Below are 18,037 nucleotides of genomic sequence, written 5' to 3'. Positions count from 1 at the left end.
CGTCCAAACGCTGACGGCAGTTGACTGGTCACAGCCGCCCGGAGAGGCCGTCTCCCCTTCGCAGCGGGCCGTAGGGCCGTCCGCAACGTCACCCCTGCGGCCCGCTGTGTCCCCGGAGTGCAGTGCCCGACCGAGACCGAGGAGAGGCGCAGTGTCCACCAAGAGCCGTATTCGTCAGCGTCAGACCGTGCCCGGCTGGGTCAGCGAGGGCACCCGCATCCATGACCCGCTGAGGGGCTGCACCGGCATCGTGCAGTTCATCGGAGAGTTCGAAGACCCGAAGACCCGCGTCGTCATGCAGAACGCCGTCTTCGCCCGGCCGGAGGGCGGTGGGGTGGAGTGGGTGGTCGAGGACCCCTCCAGCCTGGAACGCGGCTGACCGCACGCGCCCCATCGGGGCTGGGCCGGCACCCGTCGGCCCTGGACTTCCAGGAAATGGAGACACACATGGCAGCGCAGAAGGAAGACCTGCTGATCGGCGTCGAGAGCCTGATCAAGGTCCAGGACCGCTTCACCGCTGCGGCGGCAGAGTCCGACTCCACCGGCACGTCCGCGGGCGACGACGGCGAGAACCGCGACGGCCTGAACCTCCCGCAGGAGTAGCACTACCAGCACGCCACAGCACCAACCGGGGGCTCGTCGTCCACGGCGGCCCCCGGCCCTCACTCCCATGACGCAGACCGGAGGAACACGTGGACCACCACTTCGTCACCGCGATGGAGAAAGCCCTCGGCTGGGACGGACCCGGGGAACTCGGAGCCGCTTTCGCCCGGGGAACGATCGAGGATCTTGATCTGCTCGATCGCCTGCTCAACCCCAAGAAGCTGCTGGACCTGGTGATGCGGCGCAGCGTCACAACCCCCCAGTTCCGCATCTTCCAGGACGGCGCCGAACTGCACCCCGGCCGCTACGTCCACCCCTCCGTTACCCGGCGGGGACAAGCCATCCCCATGGCCGACATGAACCGTGTCGGCGCGCTGATGCGCGAGGGCTGCACCATGGTTTTGGACGAGGTCGACTTCTTCGACCCGGCCATGGAAGCCACCTGCCGCGCGCTCCAGTGGTGGGCCCATGAGCTGGTGCAGGTGAACGCCTACCTGACCACCCAGGACGCCAGCGGCTTCAAGCTCCACTGGGACGACCACGACGTCGTGATCGTCCAGCTCGCCGGCCGCAAGAGCTGGGAAGTCCGCGGTAGCTCGCGAAAGGCTCCGATGTACCGCGACTCCGCCCCCAACTCCGAGCCCAGCGACGAGATCGTGTGGCAGGGCGTCATGGAGCCCGGCGACGTGATGCACATCCCGCGCGGCTACTGGCACCAAGCCACCCGGGACGACCAGGGCGACGGCTACAGCCTTCACGCCACCTTCGGCATCGTGAAGCGCGTCGGCGTGAACTGGCTGGCCTGGCTCGCCGACCAGGCCCGCACGCAGGAGTTGTTCCGGTACGACCTGGACCGCTGGAACTCCCCTGGCCAGTGGGAGGGGCAGCAGCGGCTCCTGGCCGACGCCGTCGCCGAGATGGCTACGAAGCTGACCCCGCAGGACTTCTTCGATGCGCGGGAGCGGGAACGCTTGGCCGCCCGGCATGTCCCGGCCACCGGCCTGTTCGGCAAGCCTGCGGCCGTCGTGTGCGTCACCGACTTCGAGCCCGTGATCGAGCAGCACACCGACACCGTGGACGTCCTCGCGGCAGGCAAGAGGCTTTCCTTCTCAGGCAAGGCGTACCCCGCACTCGCCCTGCTGCTGAGCGGCCACCCCAGCGACATCGCCGACGCCGCCGAGAAGACCGGCCTGGACGTGGAACAGCTCGCCGAGATCCTGCTGAGGGAGGAACTGTGCACGGAGCTGACCCCCGCCTTGTCCTCGGCTTACACCGGTCTCGTCACCACCGCGACATCCTGACGGCCGCACTCGACCTCGGCGTCACGGACCTGGACACCGCGGCTCCTTACCTCGGCTTCCGCTCACACGAGGTACTGGCCGAGACGTCTGCCGATCTGCTGCCGAGGTTCACCCTCTCCACGAAGGTGGGCTTCTTCCTGCGTGCCGGAAGGGCTGAGCACTCCCTCGATCCGGTGCGGCTGCGCCTGGCCATCGAGAAGGCGGCCCGGGAACTCGGCAGGGAACCTGACACCGTGCTCCTCCACAACCCCGAACGGAGCCTCGCGGGCATGTCCCCGGCCGATGGCCATGCCCTCCTGGGCAGCGCTTGCACCGCCCTGGTCGACGCGGCCCGCCACGGCCTGTGCCGCACCTGGGGCTTGTCTTCCTGGGACACCCGGCCGCTCGGCACGGCCGGGGTGGAGGACCTGCCGTCTCCGGACGTCCTCATGGTCCGGGCTGGGTTCCTCGTAGGTATCGACCTCCTCGACACCACGGCCGTCCTGCGCAATGCCTGGCAGGCAGGCGAGACCTGGGGCATGAGCCCCTTCGGGGGCGGCAACGGGACGGTGTGGGAGGACTTCGACCCTCGCCCGTTCCTTCGACCGCCCCACGATGGCTTGTCCCGCGTGCAGGCAGCATTCCGTACGGCGTTCCACCTGCCGAGTGCTGCCGCGGTGGCGGTCGGCACCGACAACCCCGGTCACCTGGCTCAGCTGGTCCAAGCCCTGGGCGCGGATGTGGACACCACCGCCGTCAGTCAGTACCTGCGCGCCCTCCACGGGCATCGTCAGAGCTGAAGCTCGGCCACCAGGCGCTCGGCCTCCTTCCGGGCCGGCGCCAGCAGCGGATCCTCCTCGTACGCGTGGGGTCCGACGATCTTCGACAGGAAGAACAGCGACATCAGCTTGCCGTCCCGGCCCTCCAAGTCCGTACGTCGCTCCTGGCGGACGCGGTCCGCGAGCGCCCGGACGGCCAGCGCATTGCCCCACAGCGTTGCGGCGTCCAGGCCCCGGGGTGCCATGCCCCAGTCCTCCCAGTCGATGATGGAGAACTCCGGTCCCATCACATTGGCCCAGGTCAGATCCGCATGAGCCGGCGCCCACCGCTCGATTCGCGTATCGGCGATGCCGGGGAAGACCTCGCCGAGTGTCTGCGTCACCTGCTCCTGGGTGATCGTCACCGTGTCCGGCGTCGCGATCCGCGGCGTCTGCTGGTCCGCGAGGGCGTCCAGCGAGGTGTTCAGTGCTGCCCACCAGGCATCTGGTAGGCCGGGGTCTTCGAGCACCAGGGCGCCTTTGGCGACAGGAGCCGACGCAAGCAGCTCCAGTTCATCCGCGCGCCACATCACCGGTTCGCCCGGCTCGCGCCACGCCACGCCCTGGTACCACTCGGGCATCGCGACCCCTTGCAGCACGGCGGCGGCCTCGGTCCCGTTCCAGCCCTGCGGGCCGATCCGCTCGAATCCCCGCCGCTCGATACGCACCCACGTACCCCGCTCCGTTCGGCCACCCAAGGAACGGCGCTTACGTACCAGCGCCTCCCGGTCCAACCGCACCTGCAGAGCCCCCTCCACACGCTCCAGCACGTCTTCGACCGGCTGACGGCGCAGGTCCACTCGGGCAGCGACAGGCAGGGAAACAGCCATCATGACCTCCTCGGCGAACGGATGACCGTAGCAGCAGTGGGCCCGGCCGAACGCTTCGGCCAAGCACCGCGCGAGCATCGCGGACACGCTCGCCACGGTCACCCCGCGCCCGGCGTTCGGGTGTCTCTACTACGCGGGCTCCCGCCCCGGCGAAGCCGTGGGCTTTCGCGCCCGCCCGGACATCGCTGGGCATCTTTGACCGCTCCGCCCCCCCCACATGCGTCCCTGGTTCCGATCGGCTGGATGCTGCCCGGCGGAGCCCCCGCGTCGGGTGGCGGTCCCGTGGGTATTCGCCATCCGAGGGACCGAGGGGGCGGGCGTGGTGCGACGGGGTGTGCGGGTGGTGGGGCGGGGGGCCGCCGGGGTCGGGGTGGTGGTGACCCTTGCCTTCGCCGGGTGGTTGACGTGGCTGTTGCCCGGGCCGCAGATGGCCGCCGTGCTCGGGTTCGGGCCCGTCGACGGGGTCGTCTCCATCCAGGAGTGCTACGAGGCGAGCGACGCCGAGGGCTATGCGACGGGTACCGACTGCACCGGCCGGTACACCCCCCGGCGGTCGGACGGGCCGCCCCGCGACATCGTCCTGGACACCGCCGCCGACGACTACCGGCCCGGTACTCGGGTGGAGGTCAGGACGGCGCGGGGGCGGGCGTACGAACTGTCGGGCAGCGCCGTGTTCCGCTTCGGCACCGTTATCGGCCTGCTGCTCGTGCCGTTCCTGGTCCTGGCGGCCTGGCTGTTCGCCTGCGCGCGCCAGGGTCGGGTGGCGGACGGCGAGGGCTACGTCTTCGTGGCCCTCGCCGGCCTGGTCATCGCCATCGTGCCGGCCGCCGTCGCCGGAATCGTGGTCGAGATCGGCATGCTGATCTTCTGATCAGGCGGCCGGGCGGTAGGTGCACACGTGCACACCGGCCGGGCTGATCGCCGTGGAGACCAGTTCGAGCGTGCGTAGCCCGCCGTCGGCGGGGAAGATCGACTTGCCGCCGCCGAGCAGCACCGGCATGACCATCAGCCGGAGTTCGTCGACCAGGCCCTCGCTCAGCAGGGTGCGCACGAGGGTGGGGCTGCCCATGACCACCAGGTCGCCGCCTTCGGCCCCGCGCAGCTCCCGGATGTGGTCGACGGCCTTGTCGCCGGTGATGAGCGTGGTGTTGTTCCACGTCAGATCGGCCTCGCCCAGGGTCTGGGACACCACGTACTTCGGGACGGAGTTCATCCGGTCGGCGAAGGGGTCGCCCGCCCGCTCCGGCCAGGCCGCGGCCATCGTCTGCCACGTGCGGCGCCCGAACAGCAGGGCCTCGGCGTTCTCCATCGCCTCGGTGAAGGAGCCGCCGACCACCTCCGGGTCGAAGAACGGGTGCGACCAGCCGCCGTGGGCGAAGCCGCCGTCGTCGTCCTCGCCCTGACCGCCCGGGGCCTGGACGACGCCGTCCAGGCTGATGAACTCGGTGATGACGATGCGCATGGGTCTGTTCCTCTGCCTCGGTCCGGTGTGTACGCAAGGGAGACTGCGGCGCTCCCCACCATTCATCGCATCCGACCGAACCTCGTTGAGTGAGCTGGGTCACACCGTCAGCGGGAGGTGGTGGAAATGATCTGTCATCGGGGTGATTCGGGCGGGGGTTCGGGGCGCCTGTCCATTCGGTCATGAGACCCGGGTGAAGCCGAGACGAATGGTGCGTCACATCTCGTGGAGCGACGGCGAGTCGGGGGCGAATACCTGATAGACAGGGAATGTTCACGGCTCGACCAGCCATGTACGTTCGACGGCTCCTTGGGGGGATCGCCGCACTGTGAAGCCGCTTCACCGCCACCTCGTCAATACCTCGCGCAAGGTCCTGTGCACGGCCGCGCTCGCGGCCAGCCTGACCACTGCCGCGGTCGTGACCAGTCCGTCGACCGCCGATGCGGGAGAGTCCGAGCCCACTCCGGACAGTCCGCAGGCCGCCGACCGCGGTGACGCCCGGCTGGACCTGCCCGACATCATCGCCGACCCGCCGCCCACCGGGGTGGGTGCTCCGGAGGCGGCCAGCGGGATACCCGCGACCGCCCTCGACGCCTACAACCGTGCCCAGGTGTCGGTGGCCGCCGCGCTCCCCGGCTGCAAGCTGCCCTGGGAGCTGCTCGCGGGCATCGGCCGGGTGGAGTCCGTCCACGCCTCGGGCTACGGGCTGAAGGCGGACGGATACACCGAGAAGCCCATCCGCGGCCCCCGGCTCGACGGCAACGGCTTCGCCGAGATCCGGGACACGGACAAGGGCGAGTGGGACGCGGACGCGGTGTACGACCGGGCCGTCGGCCCGATGCAGTTCATCCCGTCCACCTGGCGCACCTGGGGCGCCGACGGCAACGGCGACTCCAAGCGCGACCCGAACAACATCTACGACGCGGCACTGGGCGCGGGCCTCTACCTGTGCGCGGGCGACCGCGACCTGTCGAACGCGGCCAAGCTCGACCAGGCGATCCTCAGCTACAACAACTCCCGCGAGTACGTGAACACCGTGCTCGGCTACATGCGCCAGTACCAGGCCGGTGGCGCCGGCGAGGTGCCGAACCCGCCCGTCGGGGACTACCCGACGCAGCCGCCGGGCACCCTGCCCACCCCGCGCGTGCCGGTCACGCCGTCGAATCCGGTGACGCCGACTCCCACACCGACGCCGACCCCCACCCCCAAGCCGACCCCGACTCCCACGCCGACCCCGACCCCGACCCCGACGCCGACCCCCACGCCGGAGCAGCCGAAGCCGGCCACCCCGCGCCTGGCGGAGCTGACGCTCCTCGGCGGCCCCGGGCTCACGGCCGAGGCCGGCGCGGCCTTCGCGGAAGTCCCGCGGGTCAAGGTGCTCCTCAGCGACGGCAAGCCCGCCGTCAACCAGGAGGTGGTCTTCGCGGTCGAGGGGGACACCACCGGCGGCACCCTGTTCGGGACGGCGGACTCCCTGGTGGTCAAGGCCGGCGCCGACGGCATCGCCGCCGCGCCCGGGCTCAAGGCGGGCCCCAAGGCCGGCACCTTCACGCTGCGGGCCTCGGCCTACGACCCGCAGGGCAGGATCACCGTGCAGTTCGAGGGCAAGGTCACGGTGACGGTCGCGGACAAGCTGGCCCTCGCGGGTGACGCGAAGCCGCTGGAGGCCGTCGCCGGCAAGAGCTTCACCGGCGTGGAGGTCTTCGCCACCGCCGGCGGGAAGGCCGTCGCGGGTACGGAGGCCGTCGTCGACTTGGTCGTGAAGGGCGCCGACGGCAAGTGGGTCCCGGTGGACCCGCAGACCGCGAAGGGCCCGTTCTTCAAGGACGAGGCCGGGAAGCCGGTCCTCGGCCGGCTGCTGCCCAAGGCGGGCGCCGACGGCAAGATCGTCCTGCCGGAGCTGTTCACCACGGACGTGGCCCCGGGCACCTACTTCGTGCGCCTGACCACCAAGGAGAAGGTGACCCTGGTCCTGGAGCTCAAGATCACCGCTCCGGCCACCACCCCGACTCCGACCCCGGACCCGGCCCCGGTTCCCGCGAAGGAGCCGGCCCGCCCCTGAGGCCGTACGCCAGTGGCCCCCGGCACCGTTCGCACGGTGCCGGGGGCCACTGCGTCGCCCCTCCTGGCCGGTGGACGGCCGGGGCACAAAGGCCGGGGCCAAAGGCAGGAGCCCTGCCGGATCTGCTCGCGCAGAGGGGACAGGGCTCCTTGGGTACTGCTTTTCCAACCCGCGAGAGTTGGCCCAGGCGACTAGGCCGGGGTGACGTTCTCCGCCTGCGGGCCCTTCGGACCCTGCGTGACGTCGAAGTTCACCGTCTGGTTCTCCTCGAGGGAGCGGAAGCCAGAGGCGTTGATCGCGGAGTAGTGGACGAAGACATCCGGGCCGCCGCCGTCCTGGGCGATGAAGCCGAAGCCCTTTTCAGCGTTGAACCACTTCACGGTTCCGGTAGCCATGAGCCCTCCTATGGGCCAAAGGGTCGCCCTGCTCCAGAACCTGCTAAGAAGTCTGAAAACTACAAAAGCCTGCGGGTCACATTCTCCGCAGGCCTCGTACTGCAAGGGAAACCAAACTGCAACTTGCGTCGAGCCTAGCACGCACCCTGCGGCCGAGACCAGAGGGAAAGATCACGTCACCCGGACGTTTGAGACCCGCCGCAAGGCTGACGCAGACCCGGCCGCTAGTCTCGCGATGTGGACGTCTATCGCAGCCGGCCCCGCGTCGGCCACATTCAGTTCCTGAACTGCCTGCCCCTCTACTGGGGGCTGGCCAGAACCGGCACTCTGCTGGACTTGGAGCTGACCAAGGACTCCCCCGAGAAGCTCAGTGAGCGCCTCGTCCAGGGGGACCTGGACATCGCCCCGATCACCCTCGTGGAGTTCCTCCGCAACGCCGACCAGCTCGTCGCCTTCCCCGACATCGCCGTCGGCTGCGACGGTCCGGTGATGTCCTGCGTGATCGTTTCGCAGGTCCCCCTGGAGCAGCTCGACGGAGCCCGCGTCGCACTCGGCTCCACCTCTCGTACGTCCGTACGCCTCGCTCAGCTGCTGCTTTCCGAGCAGTACGGGGTACGTCCCGACTACTACACCTGCCCGCCCGACCTGAGCGTGATGATGCAGGAAGCGGACGCGGCCGTACTGATCGGGGACGCCGCGCTCCGGGCCTCCCTGCACGACGCGCCCCGGCTCGGACTGACCGTGCACGACCTGGGGCACATGTGGAAGGAGTGGACCGGGCTGCCGTTCGTCTTCGCCGTCTGGGCCGCCCGGAAGGACTACCTCGCCCGCGAGCCCGCCGTCGTGCGGGAGGTCCACGAGGCCTTCCTCTCCTCCCGGGACGTCTCCCTGGAAGAGGTCACCAAGGTGGCCGAACAGGCGGCCCGCTGGGAGGCCTTCGACGCGGAGCTGCTGGAGCGGTACTTCACGACGCTCGACTTCCGCTTCGGTCCCGAGCAGTTGGCCGGCGTACGTGAATTCGCACGCCGTACGGGATCGACGACCGGGTATCCCGCGGATGTCGACGTGGAGCTGCTGAGCACGGTGGTCCAGGAGTGCTGACCGGGTTTACCCCGCGGTAGTCCAAAGGGTGGACGGGCGAATGTGAGGTTTACCGGGAATTCTCGCCCTTTTCGCATTCCTCGCCCTGGGGTGGAAATACAAATGGGTGACTGCGCCCCTTCCCCCGCCCCGACCCGGCACCGCCTAGGCTGCTGCTCGGCCGGGCGGCACAAGGCGCCCGGGATCACGGGGAATTGGGGGACGCGATGCAGCCGCTCGAAGCCGGTGAGCCGCGGACCATCGGCGCCTACCGGCTGCTCGGCCGGCTCGGTGCGGGTGGCATGGGCCGGGTCTACCTGGGGCGCAGCGCGGGCGGCCGGACCGTCGCCGTCAAGATCGTGCACCCGCATTTCGCCACCGACGAGGAGTTCCGGGCCCGGTTCCGCCGCGAGGTGGAGGCGGCCCGCCGGGTGGGCGGCGAGTGGACCGCGCCGGTGCTGGACGCGGACCCCGGGGCCCCGGTGCCGTGGGTGGCCACCGGATACGTGGCGGGGCCCTCCCTGGACCGTGCGCTGGCCGCGCACGGCCCGCTTCCCGAGGCCTCGGTCCGGGCCATCGGCGCGGGGCTGGCCCGCGCCCTGGTGGCCGTGCACGGCCTGGGCCTCGTACACCGGGACGTGAAGCCGTCGAACGTGATGCTCACCCTCGACGGGCCGCGGCTCATCGACTTCGGGATCGCGCGGGCCACGGACGGCACCGCCTCGCTGACCTCCACCGGGGTCTCCATCGGCTCGCCCGGCTACATGTCGCCCGAGCAGATCCTCGGCAAGGGGATCACCGGGGCGGCCGACGTGTTCTCGCTCGGCGCGGTGCTGGCCTTCGCGGCGACCGGGCGGCCGCCCTTCACCGGGGACAACTCGGCCACCCTCCTCTACAAGGTGGTCCACGAACCGCCGGAGCTGGGTGCGGTCCCGGCCGGGGAACTGCGCGGGCTGATCGAGGCCTGCCTGGCCAAGACGGCTGCGGAGCGCCCGGCTCCCGAGGCGGTCGCGGCGGCCCTCGACGAGGCGCTGGGCGCCCCCGGTTGGCTGCCCGGGCCGCTGGTCGAGGAGGCCAGCCGGGCCGCCGTGGCCCTGCTGGACCTGGACGCGGACACCCCCGAGGGCGGGTCCGACGCGTCGGCGGGCCGGGGCTTCGGGGCGCCGTACTCGCCGTACGCGGACGGCCCGTCGGGGCCGGTGCCGTTCACGGCCGCCTCGTACGGGGGCCCCGCCGGGGCGGGGAGCTTCGGGCCGCCCGGCCCCGCGTACGGGGGACCGGGCACCGGCTCGCCGTACGGGGCCGCCGACGGCGCGGTGGCCGGGGCGTCGACCGCGACCACGGACTCGCCCGGTGGATCCGGTCCGTACGCGCCCTCCGGCCCGGGAACCGGCGGCGGGGGGCTGCCCGGGCAGCGGACCGGCGCGCAGGATCCGGGGCGGCAGGTCACCGTCAGGGCGGCCGGGCGCCGGTTCAGCTGCACCGTCGTCCTGGCCGCGGCCGCCGCGCTGGCGGTGCTGTCCGGCGGGCTGTTCTGGATGGACCTGCTGCCCGGGCAGGGCGGCGAGCGGCGGGACACGGCCGGTGACACGCGGCCCTCCACCCCGGCTCCGGCCGCGTCCGGCATCGCCCCGGGCGCCACGCCCGACGGGACCGCGACGGGCGGAGCGAGCGCCACGCCGCCCAAGGGGACCCGTACCGACGTCCCGAAGGAGCTCATCGGCACGTGGAAGGGCACCGTCACCACCGCCCGCGCGCGTCTGACCACCGAGTTCGAGATCACCATCAAGGCCGGCAAGGTCGGTGACGTCGTCGCCCGCGACAAGTCGGTCATCCCCGTCCTCGGCACCGACTGCAGCGGTGACTGGAGGCTCGCCTCGGCGACCGACCGCTCCCTCGTCCTGGACACCTCCGCCGGACCCAACCCGGCGCCCGGCATGTGCTCCAACGGCTCCACCGACGAGCGCTTCACCCTCAACGAGAACGGGACGCTGCACTACAAGTCGGGCGACGTCCCGGCCGGGAACCCCGAAGGCGACCTCACGCGAAGCCCCTGAATCCCGTCGCCACACCCTGGCGTAGGCTGGATCGGTCCGGACCTTGACACAGACACACCGCCGAAAGGTGACTCACCGGTGACCGACCAGGCCGTTCTCCAGTCTGTCCTCGACCGCGCCGCCGCGGGGGGCCGGATCACCAAGGAAGAGGCGCTCGACCTCTACCGCCACGCGCCGCTGCACGCGCTGGGCCAGGCGGCCGACGCCGTGCGCCGCCGCCGCTACGCCGGTACCGAGCACATCGCGACGTACATCATCGAGCGGAACATCAACTACACCAACGTGTGCGTCACGGCGTGCAAGTTCTGTGCCTTCTACGCGGCCCCCAAGGACGCGAAGAAGGGTTGGTCCCGCGACCTCGACGACATCCTGCGCCGCTGCGCGGAGACCGTCGAGCTCGGCGGCACCCAGATCATGTTCCAGGGCGGGCACCACCCGGACTACGGCGTCGAGTACTACGAGCACCACTTCTCCGCCATCAAGCAGGCATTCCCGCAGCTGGTCATCCACTCCCTCGGCGCGTCCGAGGTCGAGCACATGGCCCGCATCTCGGGCGTCTCGGCGGAGGAGGCCATCCAGCGCATCCACGCGGCCGGCCTCGACTCGTTCGCGGGCGCCGGCGCCGAGCTGCTGCCGGAGCGGCCGCGCACGGCGATCGCGCCGCTCAAGGAGTCCGGCGAGCGCTGGCTGGAGATCATGGAGATCGCCCACAAGCTGGGCGTGGAGTCCACCTCCACCATGCTGATGGGCACCGGCGAGACCAACGCCGAGCGCATCGAGCACATCGCGATGATCCGCGACACGCAGGACCGTACGGGCGGCTTCCGCGCCTTCATCCCGTACACCTACCAGCCCGAGAACAACCGCCTCAAGGGCCGCACCCAGGCGACGATCTTCGAGTACCTGCGCATGATCGCGATCGCGCGCCTGTTCCTCGACAACATCGCCCACATCCAGGGCTCCTGGCTGACCGTCGGCAAGGAGGCGGGCCAGCTGTCGCTGCACTACGGCGCCGACGACCTCGGCTCGATCATGCTCGAGGAGAACGTCGTCTCCTCGGCCGGTGCCAAGCACCGCTCCAACCGTCAGGAGATCATCGACCTGATCCGCAAGGCGGGCCGCACCCCGGCGCAGCGCGCGACGACCTACGAGCACCTGCTCGTGCACGACGACCCGGCGAACGACCCGGTCGACGAGCGCGTGGTCTCGCACATCTCTTCCACCGCCATCGAGGGCGGAACGGCGCACCCCGAGCTGAAGCTCATCTCCACGAACTGACGACGCCCGCCGACCGATGCTGACGCTGCACACCGCCGAACTCCTGGTCACCGGGCCGGGATCCGCGCCGCTGCCGGGCGGTGCGGTCCTCGTCGACGGCGACCGGATCGCCCGCACGGGACCGTACGAGGAGGTCGCCGCGGCACACCCGCACGCCCGGACCCGCCGCTGGCCCGGGGTGATCACCCCGGGGCTGGTGGTGCGCGGGGCGGACGAGCTGCTGGAGCGCACGTACTACCCGGACGACCCGTACGAGGTCACCGAGCTCGGCGCCGACCCGATCCGGGGGGCGGCCGCACTGGAGGCGCTGACGATGACCGAGCCGCGGTGGGGCCACAGCGCCCGGCGCGGCACGCAGCGGCTGCTGGCCCGCGGGGTGGTGGCGGTCTGCGGCCGTTTCACGATCCCGGCGGTGCGTACGGCGGTGTCCCGGTCCGGGCTCACGATCCTGCCGCCCGCCGCCTACGAGGGGCTGCCCGCGCTGGATCCCTTCGCCGGCCGGGGCGCTGCGGCGGAGGCCTTCCACGGGATCCTGGAGGCGGGGGTTCCGGCGCGCTTCGCGGTCTTCGCGGTGGCGGACGAGGCCGAGTTGCTGGAGCAGGGTGCGACCACGTGCGTGGCCACGGTCATCGGGGGACGGCTGCTCCACCGTCGTCGCTGAGCCCGCCCGGTCTGCTGCCGGCGGTGTCCTCGGCGCGCCGGGTGTCCTCCCGGGCGAGGGCGGCCAGCAGGCAGGCTTGGAGGCGGCTGATCCCGCCCAGCTTGGCCCGTATGTTGACCACGTGGAACTTGACGGTGCTGACGGAGAGTTGGAGTTCGACGGCGAGTTCCCGGTTGGAGGCGCCGGTGGCCAGGCACAGGAACACGGCCGACTCCTGCTCGGTCAATTGGGCGTCGGCGGGCCGGTCCCCGTCCGGAACGGGGCCGCCCGGCACGGCGCAGCCCGGTGCCTCCTCGTGCGGCGCCCGTTCCTCCGCGCCCGGCTCCTCGTACGAGGGGAACCACGCCGGGACGCTGAAGCTGACGACGCGCACGTTTTCTCCTAGCCCCCGGGCGCCCGTCCTGTGGTCGCCCCCTCGTCCTATGAGACGGACGGACCGGACAGGTAGGTTCCCTTCGCGTCGTACGGCCAGGCGTTGGACTTGCAGCCGAGGAGCCCCTTGATCTGTTGCATCATCGCGGGGGCGGGCTTTCCGGGGCCCGGGCAGCTCTCGTGACCGCGGCCGAGGTCGTGTCCGACCTCGTGGTTGACGATCAGTGCCCGGTACTCCTCGGGCGTGCCGTCGAACTGCGGCGAACCCTCTTTCCAGCGCTTGAGGTTGACCACGACGGTGTGCCCCGTGCTGCAGTTGGTCTCGCCGATGAGCTCGGGCGTCTCCACCTGGCACAGGAGGTCCGTGGTCTTGGGCGTGGCGATCTTGATGGTGAAATCGACCGGCTGGCCCGCCGCGACGAGCTGGAAGCCGTACTTCGGGTCCTGGGTCCAGCCGCGCGGGTCCCCGAGGATCGCCTCGACCGAGCGGGCGGCCGACTCCGGGTCGACCCCGCTGCCGTCCTCGACCTCGACCCGCCAACGCCGCGCGGTCCCCTTGCCCTGGGCCTTGCCTGCGGTGGTGGAGGCCTTGAAGGTGCCCGGCTGGGTGGGTGTCGCGGTGCCGGTCGACGGGGTGGGCGAGGCCGGGGGAGACGCCGCGGGTGAGGTGGACGGTTCGGGGGCGGTGGACTTCTGGCCGCCCTGGGGGACCGCGTTCGCGGAACCGTCGTCGGATTCCCCGGCCGTCGGGTCCGGCTTGGCCGCGGCCCGGTCCGCGGCGGCCTTCGCGTCGTCGTCCTGGGGCAGCAACGTGTACGCGGTGGCCGAGGCCACGGCCAGTGCCGCCGAGCCGAGGACGATCGTGCGCCGCAGCCGCTTGCGCCGCTCGGCCCGGCGCTGGGCGCGCGGGCTGGTGCGGCTGGAGCGACCGGTGGAATGGCCTGGCGGCATCGTGAAGCTTCCTGTTCGCGGCGGCCACTACCGGATCGGCCACGATTCGGTCACCGATCCGGGGGGTGACCCTCACCGGGCCGCACCGTGTCAGTCAACGTGTCCGCCGGGGCGCGGCGTAACTGTCCTTCGGAACAGTTTCCGACACCCGTCCGGTGGGAAGGGGGGCCGGGGGTGGCGGAGCCCGCGCGGCCCGCGGGGGGCGGGGCCTGAGAGGATGGGGCGCGTACCCGCCGATCCGCATCGCACACCGAGGGGCGAACGCCAGTGACAAGGGCTTCCCTGGACAAGCAGCCGCACGAAGTCGCCTCCATGTTCGACGGCATCGCGGCGAAATACGACCTCACCAACGACGTCATCTCGCTGGGCCAGGCCCGGCTGTGGCGCAAGGAGGTCGCCAAGGCGGTCGGTGCGCGCCCCGGGCACCTGGTTCTCGACCTGGCCGCCGGAACGGCCACCTCCTCGCTGCCCTTCGCCGCCACCGGTGCGTACGTCGTCCCCTGCGACTTCTCCCTGGGCATGCTCATGGAGGGCAAGAAGAGGCACTCCTGGCTGCCGCTGACCGCCGGTGACGCGACGAAGCTGCCGTTCAAGGACGACGCCTTCGACACCGTCACGATCTCCTTCGGGCTGCGCAACGTCCAGGACACCGACGCCGCCCTGCGCGAGCTCTACCGGGTGACGAAGCCCGGTGGGCAGGTCGTCATCTGCGAGTTCTCGCAGCCCACCTGGGCGCCGTTCCGCACGGTCTACACGGAGTACCTGATGCGGGCGCTGCCGCCGGTGGCCCGCACGGTGGTGTCCGACCCCGACCCGTACGTGTACCTCGCCGAGTCCATCCGCGCATGGCCCGACCAGCCGGCGCTGGCCGCCCTGCTGCAGAAGGCCGGCTGGTCCAAGGTCGCCTGGCGCAACCTCAGCGGCGGCATCGTCGCGCTGCACCGGGGCATCAAGGACTGACCGCCGTGCCAGACGTCGCGCCCGTGGACTACGGGCCCCTGCTGGAGCGGATCGCCGCCGACATCGCCCCGCTGATCGGCAGCGGCACCCCGGCCGAGTACATCCCGGCGCTCGCCGCCGTGGACCGGCGGCAGTTCGGGATGGCCATCGCCGACCTCGACGGCAACGTCTTCGGGGTGGGCGACTGGCGGGTCCCCTTCTCCGCCCAGTCCATCACCAAGGTCTTCGCGCTCGCCCTGGCCCTGGCGGAGGGCGGCGACAGCCTGTGGGAGCGGGTCGGCCGGGAGCCCTCCGGCAACCCGTTCAACTCGCTCGTCCAGCTGGAGTACGAAAACGGCATTCCGCGCAATCCATTCATCAACGCGGGTGCCCTCGTGGTCACCGACCGGCTCCAGACCCTGACGGGCGACGCGAGCAGCGAGCTGCTGGAGTTCCTGCGGCAGGAGAGCCAGAACCCGGACATAGGGTTCGACGCCGACGTCGCGGCCTCCGAGCAGGAGCACGGCGACCGCAACGCGGCCGTCGCCCACTTCATGGCCTCGTACGGGAACATCGACAACCCGGTGCCCGCGCTGCTGGAGCACTACTTCTGGCAGTGCTCCATCGAGATGAGCTGCGCCGACCTGGCCCGAGCCGGACGCTTCCTGGCCCGGCACGGGCTCCGCGCGGACGGCACACGGCTGCTGACGCGCAGCGAAGCCAAGCAGATCAACGCGGTGATGCTGACCTGCGGGACGTACGACGCGGCGGGCGAGTTCGCCTACCGCGTCGGGCTGCCCGGCAAGAGCGGGGTGGGCGGCGGCATCGTCGCCGTCGTCCCGGGCCAGTGCACCCTCGCGGTGTGGAGTCCGGGCCTGGACGCCCGGGGCAACTCGGTGGCGGGCGTGGCCGCCCTCGACCGGTTCACCACGCTGACCGGGCTCTCGGTCTTCTAGGAGCAGGAGCCGTCCCCCGGAGCGCATTCCATGGCGAACCGGAAGAAAAGGGCGACGAGGAGGCAGAAGCCCAGGGACAGGGCGCCCATGACCGCGAACCGCTTGCGCGCCCCGGCGTGCCCGGCGGCCCGCGCCACCACGAGGCCGAGGGCGGGTGCGAGCACGACCCCGCCGATGCACGTCCACAGCAGCACGCGGGCGACACCCTCCCCCAGCGGGCCGCGGACCCCCGCGGACCAGAGGTACGCCTGCGCCACGAACACCACCGGCACGGCCGTCCACCACAGCGAAAGGCCGGTGATCAACCGCTTGACGGCAGTGGAGGGCCCACCGGACGGTTCAGGCCCCGAAGGGCTGATGCCGACGGACACGGATCACTCCCCTCCGCCCCGCAGGTCCAGGACGTAGCGCCGGGCCGGATTCCCGGCCGGCGTGGCGAACTCCTCGGCCAGGGTCATGCCCAGACGCTCCGCCACCGCCACCGAACGTGCGTTCCGGGCGTCGATCATCGCCACCACGTGCGGGACACCGGCCGCGCGGACCCGCTCCAGCGTGGCGAGCGCGGCGGCGTACGCGTACCCCTGGCCCCACGCGGAGCGATCCAGCCGCCAGCCGATCTCGATCTCGCCGACCGGACCCCACGCCTTCTCCCGGGGCCACGGCTGGGCGCCGGTGAAGCCGATCACCGCGCCCTGCGCGTCCACCAGGGTCCACAGGCAGTAACCCAACTGGGCGTCGTGCATGCGCTGGCGCGCGGTGATCTCCTCGTACGCGGACAGCTCCGCGGGACCTCCCAGGAACTCCATCACGTCGGGGTCGGCGAAGGCCGCGTGCCAGGCGTGCGCGTCCTCGTCGGTGGGCACGCGGAGCTGCACGGCGGGAAGCGGCCGGGTCGGCGAGGTGGTCATCGGAGGCACCCTTCGGATCGCGATCTCTCTCGCTGCATAGACTGCACATGTCCGGTGCCGCCTGGCACCCTATATCGAGCCTTCGGGAGATCCCGCAGTGACCGAGCTCCTCTCCGAACACTCCGCGGACGTGATCGTCGTCGGGGCCGGGCCCGCCGGCTCGACCACCGCCTACTACCTCGCCAAGGCCGGATTGGACGTCCTGCTGCTGGAGAAGACGGCGTTCCCGCGCGAGAAGGTCTGCGGCGACGGCCTGACCCCGCGCGCCACCAAGCAGCTGGTGGCGATGGGCATCGACATCTCCGAAGAGGCCGGCTGGCTGCGGAACAAGGGCCTGCGGATCATCGGCGGCGGCCAGCGGCTCCAGCTGGATTGGCCGGAACTCGCCTCCTATCCGGACTACGGACTCGTCCGCAAGCGCGACGACTTCGACGAGACCCTGGCCCGCCAGGCGCAGAAGGCCGGTGCCCGGCTGTACGAGCGCTGCACCGTCGGCGAGCCGGTGCGCGACGCGCGCACCGGTCACATCACGGGCGTGCACGCGAAGCTCGGCGAGGAGAAGACCCCGGTCACCTTCCACGCCCCGCTGGTCGTCGCGGCCGACGGCAACTCCTCCCGGCTGTCCCTCGCGATGGGCCTGCACCGGCGCGAGGACCGCCCGATGGGCGTGGCCGTGCGGACGTACTTCACCTCGCCGCGGCACGACGACGACTACCTGGAGTCCTGGCTGGAGCTGTGGGACCGGCGCGGCGCGCAGGACCGGCTGCTGCCCGGCTACGGCTGGATCTTCGGCATGGGCGACGGCACCTCGAACGTCGGCCTCGGCATCCTCAACTCCTCCTCCGCCTTCAAGGAGCTGGACTGGCGCGAGGTCCTCAAGGCCTGGTGCGCCTCCATGCCGGAGGACTGGGGCTACACCCCCGAGAACATGACGCAGCCGATCCGCGGCGCGGCCCTGCCGATGGCCTTCAACCGGCAGCCGCACTACACCAAGGGCCTGCTGCTGGTCGGCGACGCGGGCGGGCTCGTCAACCCGTTCAACGGCGAGGGCATCGCGTACGCCATGGAGTCGGGCCAGATCGCGGCCGACGTCATCGTGCAGGCGCAGGCCCGGGCCACCCCGGCCCAGCGCGAACTGGCGCTGCACAGCTACCCGAAGGTGCTCAAGGAGACCTACGGCGGCTACTACACCCTGGGCCGCGCCTTCGTGAAGCTGATCGGCAACCCGAAGGTCATGCAGATCGCCGCCCAGCGCGGTCTGACCCACCCGGTCCTGATGCGGTTCACCCTGAAGATGCTCGCCAACCTGACCGACCCGACGGGCGGCGACGCGATGGACCGCATCATCAACGGCCTCTCGAAGGTGGCCCCGAAGGCCTGAGCCG

At 71.3% G+C, this 18,037-nt stretch carries 20 protein-coding genes; 13 read left to right on the top strand and 7 right to left on the bottom strand.

Annotation, left to right across the window (positions count from 1 at the left end):
• Positions 1 to 151 precede the first annotated feature (151 nt).
• The 4 genes from OG386_RS19870 to OG386_RS19855 all read left to right on the top strand — a co-directional run bounded on the left by OG386_RS19870 (position 152) and on the right by OG386_RS19855 (position 2,683).
• Complete coding sequence (locus OG386_RS19870; protein ID WP_328789265.1) at positions 152 to 379, top strand: hypothetical protein; 228 nt, start codon at positions 152 to 154, stop codon at positions 377 to 379.
• 68 nt (positions 380 to 447) lie between these two features.
• Positions 448 to 603: a hypothetical protein gene (locus tag OG386_RS19865; RefSeq protein ID WP_157853303.1), complete on the top strand. Its 156-nt coding sequence runs from the start codon at positions 448 to 450 to the stop codon at positions 601 to 603.
• 89 nt (positions 604 to 692) lie between these two features.
• Positions 693 to 1,904, top strand: coding sequence for a JmjC domain-containing protein (locus OG386_RS19860; RefSeq protein ID WP_328789264.1), 1,212 nt, complete (start codon positions 693 to 695; stop codon positions 1,902 to 1,904).
• Positions 1,838 to 2,683 (top strand): aldo/keto reductase, encoded by an 846-nt coding sequence (locus tag OG386_RS19855; protein ID WP_328789263.1) that lies wholly within the window; start codon positions 1,838 to 1,840, stop codon positions 2,681 to 2,683. The genes OG386_RS19860 and OG386_RS19855 overlap by 67 nt, the downstream gene beginning before the upstream one ends.
• Here the strand turns inward: OG386_RS19855 and OG386_RS19850 are convergent.
• Positions 2,674 to 3,531: a hypothetical protein gene (locus OG386_RS19850; RefSeq protein WP_328793295.1), complete on the bottom strand. Its 858-nt coding sequence runs from the start codon at positions 3,529 to 3,531 to the stop codon at positions 2,674 to 2,676. The genes OG386_RS19855 and OG386_RS19850 overlap by 10 nt on opposite strands.
• A gap of 319 nt (positions 3,532 to 3,850) precedes the next feature.
• Between OG386_RS19850 and OG386_RS19845 the strand changes: the two genes are divergently transcribed.
• Entirely contained in the window at positions 3,851 to 4,402 is a 552-nt protein-coding gene (locus tag OG386_RS19845) for a hypothetical protein (protein WP_328789262.1), read from the top strand.
• Here OG386_RS19845 and OG386_RS19840 read toward each other — a convergent pair whose 3' ends face one another.
• On the bottom strand, positions 4,403 to 4,993 hold the full coding sequence (locus tag OG386_RS19840; protein WP_266603695.1) for a dihydrofolate reductase family protein: 591 nt from the start codon (positions 4,991 to 4,993) through the stop codon (positions 4,403 to 4,405).
• 328 nt (positions 4,994 to 5,321) lie between these two features.
• On the opposite strand from OG386_RS19840, the gene OG386_RS19835 reads away from it, so the two are divergent.
• Positions 5,322 to 7,055, top strand: coding sequence for a lytic transglycosylase domain-containing protein (locus tag OG386_RS19835; protein ID WP_328789261.1), 1,734 nt, complete (start codon positions 5,322 to 5,324; stop codon positions 7,053 to 7,055).
• A 191-nt stretch (positions 7,056 to 7,246) separates the two neighbouring features.
• On the opposite strand, the gene OG386_RS19830 is transcribed toward OG386_RS19835, so the two are convergent.
• Positions 7,247 to 7,450, bottom strand: a complete 204-nt coding sequence (locus OG386_RS19830) for a cold-shock protein (protein ID WP_030012116.1) — start codon at positions 7,448 to 7,450, stop codon at positions 7,247 to 7,249.
• 237 nt (positions 7,451 to 7,687) lie between these two features.
• Here OG386_RS19830 and OG386_RS19825 point away from each other — a divergent pair, with 237 nt between their 5' ends.
• From OG386_RS19825 to OG386_RS19810, 4 genes are all read left to right on the top strand, one after another.
• Complete coding sequence (locus tag OG386_RS19825; RefSeq protein ID WP_030012117.1) at positions 7,688 to 8,551, top strand: menaquinone biosynthetic enzyme MqnA/MqnD family protein; 864 nt, start codon at positions 7,688 to 7,690, stop codon at positions 8,549 to 8,551.
• A gap of 206 nt (positions 8,552 to 8,757) precedes the next feature.
• Positions 8,758 to 10,587 (top strand): serine/threonine-protein kinase, encoded by a 1,830-nt coding sequence (locus OG386_RS19820; protein ID WP_328789260.1) that lies wholly within the window; start codon positions 8,758 to 8,760, stop codon positions 10,585 to 10,587.
• 78 nt (positions 10,588 to 10,665) lie between these two features.
• Complete coding sequence (gene mqnC, locus OG386_RS19815; protein ID WP_266603701.1) at positions 10,666 to 11,865, top strand: cyclic dehypoxanthinyl futalosine synthase; 1,200 nt, start codon at positions 10,666 to 10,668, stop codon at positions 11,863 to 11,865.
• A 16-nt stretch (positions 11,866 to 11,881) separates the two neighbouring features.
• A complete protein-coding gene (locus OG386_RS19810) occupies positions 11,882 to 12,526 on the top strand; it encodes an imidazolonepropionase-like domain-containing protein (protein ID WP_327383846.1) in 645 nt (214 codons plus the stop codon).
• Here OG386_RS19810 and OG386_RS19805 read toward each other — a convergent pair.
• Positions 12,492 to 12,899 (bottom strand): response regulator transcription factor, encoded by a 408-nt coding sequence (locus tag OG386_RS19805; protein ID WP_328789259.1) that lies wholly within the window; start codon positions 12,897 to 12,899, stop codon positions 12,492 to 12,494. The genes OG386_RS19810 and OG386_RS19805 overlap by 35 nt on opposite strands.
• Before the next feature lie 47 nt (positions 12,900 to 12,946).
• Positions 12,947 to 13,849, bottom strand: coding sequence for a DUF3152 domain-containing protein (locus tag OG386_RS19800; RefSeq protein ID WP_328789258.1), 903 nt, complete (start codon positions 13,847 to 13,849; stop codon positions 12,947 to 12,949).
• Positions 13,850 to 14,116: 267 nt separating this feature from the next.
• On the opposite strand from OG386_RS19800, the gene OG386_RS19795 reads away from it, so the two are divergent.
• Positions 14,117 to 14,809, top strand: coding sequence for a demethylmenaquinone methyltransferase (locus OG386_RS19795; RefSeq protein WP_328789257.1), 693 nt, complete (start codon positions 14,117 to 14,119; stop codon positions 14,807 to 14,809).
• 23 nt (positions 14,810 to 14,832) lie between these two features.
• Positions 14,833 to 15,744 carry a glutaminase gene (locus OG386_RS19790; RefSeq protein ID WP_328793294.1) on the top strand — a complete coding sequence of 304 codons (912 nt, stop codon included), beginning with the start codon at positions 14,833 to 14,835 and terminating at the stop codon, positions 15,742 to 15,744.
• Here OG386_RS19790 and OG386_RS19785 read toward each other — a convergent pair.
• Together OG386_RS19785 and OG386_RS19780 are read right to left on the bottom strand one after the other, a co-directional pair.
• Positions 15,741 to 16,115, bottom strand: a complete 375-nt coding sequence (locus tag OG386_RS19785) for a hypothetical protein (protein ID WP_328789256.1) — start codon at positions 16,113 to 16,115, stop codon at positions 15,741 to 15,743. The two genes, OG386_RS19790 and OG386_RS19785, sit on opposite strands and share 4 nt — an antisense overlap.
• Before the next feature lie 3 nt (positions 16,116 to 16,118).
• Positions 16,119 to 16,652 carry a GNAT family N-acetyltransferase gene (locus OG386_RS19780; RefSeq protein ID WP_328789255.1) on the bottom strand — a complete coding sequence of 178 codons (534 nt, stop codon included), beginning with the start codon at positions 16,650 to 16,652 and terminating at the stop codon, positions 16,119 to 16,121.
• Positions 16,653 to 16,749: 97 nt separating this feature from the next.
• On the opposite strand from OG386_RS19780, the gene OG386_RS19775 reads away from it, so the two are divergent.
• Positions 16,750 to 18,033, top strand: a complete 1,284-nt coding sequence (locus OG386_RS19775) for a geranylgeranyl reductase family protein (RefSeq protein ID WP_327383832.1) — start codon at positions 16,750 to 16,752, stop codon at positions 18,031 to 18,033.
• The last annotated feature ends 4 nt before the right edge of the window (positions 18,034 to 18,037 follow it).

This window comes from Streptomyces sp. NBC_00273 (assembly GCF_036178145.1).
Taxonomy (GTDB): Bacteria; Actinomycetota; Actinomycetes; order Streptomycetales; family Streptomycetaceae; genus Streptomyces.
This window is presented reverse-complemented; position numbering and strand designations above follow the sequence as displayed.